Annotated in this window: 3 protein-coding genes and 1 pseudogene; 2 read left to right on the forward strand and 2 right to left on the reverse strand. The window is 38.4% G+C overall.

What is annotated here, in order from left to right:
• Positions 1-206: 206 nt before the first annotated feature.
• Positions 207-1,385, reverse strand: coding sequence for an ABC transporter permease DevC (gene devC / locus RMY16_RS27410; RefSeq protein ID WP_322739015.1), 1,179 nt, complete (start codon positions 1,383-1,385; stop codon positions 207-209).
• An 81-nt stretch (positions 1,386-1,466) separates the two neighbouring features.
• Positions 1,467-2,675: an ABC exporter membrane fusion protein gene (locus tag RMY16_RS27415; RefSeq protein ID WP_322739013.1), complete on the reverse strand. Its 1,209-nt coding sequence runs from the start codon at positions 2,673-2,675 to the stop codon at positions 1,467-1,469.
• 1,320 nt (positions 2,676-3,995) lie between these two features.
• Here RMY16_RS27415 and RMY16_RS27420 point away from each other — a divergent pair.
• Positions 3,996-4,258: pseudogene (locus tag RMY16_RS27420) on the forward strand (hypothetical protein).
• 222 nt (positions 4,259-4,480) lie between these two features.
• A partial coding sequence (locus RMY16_RS27425; RefSeq protein WP_322739014.1) for a beta-ketoacyl synthase N-terminal-like domain-containing protein occupies positions 4,481-6,603 on the forward strand: 2,123 nt, incomplete at its 3' end.

Here is a 6,603-nt window from a genome sequence, read left to right on the forward strand (position 1 = left end):
AAATCGTAATTATTGTTAAATAGGTGAATTTGAGTTATTAGATAAAAAACTTTAAGTAGTACCAAATTTAAATATTGGTAAATACTTTTAATCTAAAATCTAGGCTTGCTATAAGAGGAATTTTTCTGTGGAGAGGTGGCACTAATACTTAGGTTTCAATTCATATATTGGCCAAATCATCAAGTTACTTTGCAGCGAGGAATCAGTTAGAAAATATCTCCTGGATCTGCGGAGCGGAGTTTATTAATAGCAAGCGCTCCTGATGTTATACACATTAAAACTGTTGAAGTTAAGACAATCACTGCATTATTAGTAGTCATAATTATTGGCAGCTTAGTTGCTTCTGCGGCAAAACTATATAACAAAACAGAAGTAATAAATCCTGGAATATAACCTAAGATTGCCAAAATCAAAGCTTGCTGAAATACCACATTTAATAAATAGCTATTGGCGTAGCCTATGGCTTTTAAAGTGGCGTAAGCAACGAACTGTGTAGCAATATTGCTGTAAAGAATTTGATAAACAATAACCACACCGACAACCGCAGCCATTGTCAACATCAAGTTAAGAATAAAACCAATGGGTGTTCTGACAGCCCAATATTTTTTTTCAAAATCAATAAAGCCTTGGCGGGTAAAAACTTGGACATCATTAGGCAAAGTTGCTTGTAAATTTTTTAGTACTGTTTCTGCATTAGTACCAGGTTTGAGGGAGATCAAACCAATATCGATCATATCTGCCGGACGAGTATTGGGATTTATCCTCAAGAAAGTGGAGTCACTAACAAGTAAATTTCCGTCTACACCAAAGGAAGGGCCTAATGTGAATAAGCCACCAATTCTTACTCGATAACCAATTAATGAATTGAAGGGAAATATTTCAATTGTCTGTGCAGTTTCTCCCGCATTAAATTTTTCAGCTATTGGGCCAAACTCTGGGCGAGAACCCCGGTCAAAAAGCATGACATCGGGAGTTTTGAGTTTATCTAAATTTTTCTCAACTTCCGGTAGATTGATCACAGGTCTACCTGGATCGAAACCAATAACGTATATTGAATATTTCTCACCAGTTGCCGGATTTTTCAATTTGGCAAATTGCAAATACATGGGGCTAACTGACTCCACACCGTCAAACCCCAAAGATTGGTACAAACGAGTCCGCGAAAAGCTTTGATTTGAGGTCAAAGATTTATATTGCGAACTAACTAAAAATAAATCTCCTTTGAGATTTTGATGGACTGCGGTTGCACTGGAATAGAGGGCATCTTGAAAACCAAGTTGCACAAACATTAGCAGCACAATAAAACCAATCCCGGCTACAGCTACTAATAAACGAACTTTTTGCTGGGCTAGCTGTAGCCATGCTAAAGGAATTTTGAAAATCATGGATTTATTTATCATTTGTCATTTGTCATTTGTCATTTGTTCATGACTAATGTCCTATGCCTTATGCCCCATGTCCAATGACTATATTTGAATGGCGACATCCACTTGTAAGTTGGTTAAACGAGCCACCCGCTCACTATCTGCGGGATTATCGATGGAGATTTTTACCTCAATTATTCTGCGGTCTGTATCTGAACCAGGGTTAAGGCTAAAGATGCTTTGTTTGTCAACTTGCCAACCAATTTCTTTCACAGTTCCTTTTAATGTGCCAGGAAATGCAGTACTGTTAATGGTGGCTTTTTGTCCTACACGCACTTTTTGAACATCAGTTTGATACACCTCTGCAATCACATACATTTGAGATGTCTTACCAATTTCAGCAAATCCTGTGTTGGTGCTGATGACTTCTCCGGTTTTGGCGTGAATTTTCAAAATTTTGCCATTTATGGGAGATTTTATATAACTTAAATCCAAGTCAGCTTTTGCTTGTTGAACAGCAGTTGTGGCACTATTGACTTCGGTTTGTGCGACTTGAACATCTACACTACGCACTTCACTAATACTGGTGAGTTGCGCTTGTGCTTGCTTACGTTGTTCTTGGAATGTGTCTTGAGTCCGCTTGAGAGTGGCTTGGGCTTCTGTTAGTTGCTGTTGTGTAGTCTTTAGTTGCAAAGCTTTGGTATCTGCTACAGAAGCTGCGATCGCACCTTGTTTATATAATTGCTGGTAGCGATTATTTTCGGCTTGAGCGTTGTCTACTTCCGCCTGGATGCGGGCAATTGTCGCCTGTTGTGTGGCAACATCCCCTTTATATTGTGGCTCTAAACGTGCGATCGCAGCCTTTTGAGCATCGACATCTCCGGTTTTAGCTCCAGATTTCACCTGTGCTAATTTAGCTTTGGCAACTTGCAGTTTGTCTAAAGCCTGTTGCAATGCGGTTCTAGAACGACCATAGTTTTCGAGATAGGCCAATAATTGCCCTGCTTTAACCGTATCTCCTTCTTTCACCAACAGTCTGTCTACTCGTACCCCATTATTAGAAGCAGGAGCAGTCAAAGAAGTAACTTCACCTTCTGGCTCCAAACGTCCCAAAGCAGTTACAGCAACTTTCGCAGGAGCAGCAGCTTTTGGAGGATTTGCTGGCGATGTCACAACTTTAGGTTTAGACCAATAGGGTGTCAAACTATAGAAAGTGATTAATCCAGCCGCTAAAGTGAGAGAAGCTGCTAAAATTACTTGCGATCGGCCTACGGGTTTTGTGAATAATCGACTTTCTTTATTTACTGCCATATTTTCATGCCAATTCTGGTTTTTTTAAGGGATATCCTGGTTATATTTAGTCGATTAAAATAGACTCATCCGCAAATTACCAAGAGGGCTTTTCCTCTAGGTTTTCTACTTTAATCAAGTCGATGGGTCTAAATTGGTTTTATATGAATTGTTGTACGCTTTTACCGCCCAAACTACTATTGTGGCGTGGAAATTAATGGCGTCTTACTTCAAAGCTTCCTAAGTTATATCCTAATTTGATATCTAATCCAGTAGCGTAAAATACAATAGCGTTAGTCAGAAAATTTAACTTTCAAGAACAACGAAGCGCTAATAAAAATGAACTCAAAACCTGGATTAACTTGTTGTTAAGTATGGACTAAAAATTGATTATTGTCAATTATTTCAATTTACATAAATCCTGATTCTATCACTAAAATGTTTCATCACCTTAAGATTAGATACTGAATAAATGTAGCGGATGCTAATCTTTTGTCTAGCAATTAAATACCTACAAATAGTTCGCTATTAAGCAGATTTGATATTACTAACAGATTATTATTATCAAGGTGGTGTAATATAAGACATTCTTATAACGATTTTTAGTAAGAGCAACTTCTTTAAGCTGTTAGCTCTGTAATTGATTGCAAACGGAGCAGTTGGTAGATGAGATACAAAATCTGAGCTTTGCTTGGGTTTACTTTTTACTTAAGATTCATTTAACCCGTATTATGTTTATCAAGTAACATACTTAAAATTAATATTTGCTTTATAAATAACCACTTTCCTTCTTAACTTGACTTATATTAAAAAATAACCAACAATTTTGACTCAAGTATGATATTTCTCTGAAAAATAATACTTATAGTTATTGGCTTTATCTATGTATTCATTGAATTGTTACTTACTAGACAGCAGATTTGTAGTGTTAACTTAACCAAGCGAATATTTATGTTTAACCCGTAGGTAACAAAATTCCTCATATACTTATTTAGTCGTTAATTATACTTCTATGCTAAATTTATTCAAAATTTATATCGATAAGAGTATATGGTTATTTATAAAATAACTTTAAAGTAATGATTTAGTTTTTGTAAAGTATGCTAATGTTTTTATTAATTCAATGCTTTAAAGTAGTTATTTAATTAATATTTTGAAATTAAAAGTAACTAAATATAACTGCGTTGTCATTACTTAGAGATTGTTTAATTACTTTTTCAATTTGCATAAACTCGGATTAAAGGTGGTGTCTTTTCTGTAACGAACTTGTCAACTTTACTGGGTCAAATACTATAAAATATATTATCCCGGACGTTGAAATTAGCTATGACATTGATTTAGATACAGAACGTTGTTATTAACACCTGCTATGTTGCTGTATTTAGGCTAGATAATAAAACGGTTTCGGGTGAAAAAATGTTTCTGTTTTCTTAGCTACTCCTCAGTTTTCTTCGCTCCAGTAGGATACTATTGCTCAAAATCTTTACTATTACAAATGGATTGAATTCACTGGTCAAGCAGCTATTACACTCCAAGACTATTTTACCAGTTTTAACAACATCATCGACCTATTGCCACAATATCAAGAGTCTAGCGTTGGATAAGATTTTTTGCGATGTCTACGACGGGCTACGCCTACGCAGTGTGCCAAAGTCGCCTGGAAACATAAAGCTTTACCCTGGCAGTATGTATCGTGTGGTGTCGATTTGGAAACAAGCATTTAGCAAATATAAAATAGCTAACTGCTTACAAAACAAGAGTTTTTGATTATTAGTAGGCAACAGAAATTACTGTAACTACACAATCCACAGTACTCACTATGCCCTATGTCTGCTTATTCAATTGATACTGCCTTAACGGAGTTAGAGAGCCTGATAAATAATTGTGAACAGGCTGTAATTAAGTCTATCGAAGGAAAAAAAATGAAATCAGATAAATCAGTGTCAATCAACAGAATTAACAGACAATTACAACACAATCCTATCGCCATTGTTGGGATGGCTTCTCTATTGCCTCAAGCCAGAAATTTGCGCGAATACTGGCAAAATATAGTAAACAAAATTGACTGTATTACTGATGTTCCTTCCACTCACTGGAGCGTCGAAGATTATTACGATCCGAATCCCAGAACTACTGAGGATAAAACCTACTGCAAAAGAGGCGGTTTTCTTCCAGAGGTTGATTTTAATCCGATGGAATTCGGCATACCACCCAGCATTTTAGAAGTTACAGATGTATCGCAACTATTAAGTTTAGTGGTTGCAAAAGAGGCGATGGAAGATGCTGGCTATGGCGAAAAACGTGAATTTAACCGCGAGATGGTTGGGGTAATCTTAGGCGTGGCGATGGCCAAGCAATTAGGAATGCCACTTTCTGCCAGATTGGAATATCCGATTTGGGAAAAAGCACTCAAAAGCAGTGGTTTATCCGATGAAGATACCCAAAAAATCGTTGATAAAATCAAAAGCGCTTACGTGAAATGGGATGAGAACGCTTTCCCTGGAATGTTAGCTAACGTAGTCGCGGGTAGAATTGCCAATCGCCTGAACTTTGGCGGGATGAATTGCGTAGTTGATGCCGCTTGCGCTAGTTCCTTTGGTGCTTTAAAAATGGCAATTAGCGAACTAGTTGAGCATCGCTCTAATATGATGCTGACTGGTGGTGTTGATACCGACAACACCATCATGGCTTACATCTCGTTCAGTAAAACACCGGCTGTTTCTCCTAGTGAAAATGTCAAACCTTTTGATGCTAAATCTGATGGGATGATGCTGGGTGAAGGTATCGGGATGATTGTCCTCAAACGGTTAGAAGATGCTGAACGAGACAACGATAAAATATATGCCGTAATTAAAGGTATTGGTACTTCCAGCGATGGACGTTATAAGAGTATTTATGCTCCTCGCAAAGAAGGCCAAGTTAAAGCGTTAGAACGCGCTTATGAAGATGCCGGCTTCTCTCCCGCTACTGTTGGTTTGATGGAAGCACATGGTACAGGCACAATGGCTGGAGATCCGACAGAATTCGGTTCTTTAAAAGACTTCTTTGATGTGCATGATGACAAAAAGCAGCACATCGCTTTGGGTAGTGTGAAATCGCAAATCGGACACACAAAAGCGGCTGCGGGTGCGGCGAGTTTAATTAAAACTGCTTTGGCTTTACATCACAAAGTATTACCGCCCACAATTAACATCACTGAGCCAAACCCCAAACTCAACATTAAAAATTCATCCTTTTATTTGAATACTGAAACAAGACCTTGGATTCGTCCAGAAGGGGAAGCACCAAGACGCGCAGGTGTAAGTTCCTTTGGATTTGGCGGAACCAACTATCACGTAGTTTTGGAAGAATATGAAGCCGACCAAAACAACGCTTACCGCTTACACAGTGATGCTAGTGAAGTGCTGTTGTTTGCTCCCACAGTAGACCAATTGTTGAGCAAATCTGAAGAGATTTTAGGTAAGTTGCGATCGCCTGAAGCACCCACACATTACGCACAATTAGTCAATGAGTGCAAATCACAACAAATTCCCCTTTCTGCTGCCAGATTTGGGTTTGTAGCTGAGAATCTGGAAGAAGCTTGCAAGTTGCTGCAAACTAGCATTGAGTGGCTGAAACACAAAGGAACAGCAGCATCTTGGGAGCATCCCCAAGGGATTTATTACCGTTCCTCTGGTATGGAATTGGGTGGAAAAGTTGTCTCTCTATTTTCTGGTCAAGGTTCGCAATACTTGGAGATGGGACGCGAACTGGTGATGAATTTTCCTTTGATGCGCCGTCTTCATGGTTATATGGATAGCCTGTTGCTCAAAGATAATTTGCAGCCGTTGTCAGAAATCGTTTTCCCTCATCCTGTGTTTGGAGAAGCAGAAAAGAATGTCCAAATTGCTGCCTTACAACGCACAGAATACGCTCAACCAGCCATCGGGGTGTTGAGTGCAGGGATGTA

The sequence above is a fragment of the Nostoc sp. DedQUE12b genome (assembly GCF_034530835.1).
GTDB lineage: Bacteria > Cyanobacteriota > Cyanobacteriia > Cyanobacteriales > Nostocaceae > Nostoc.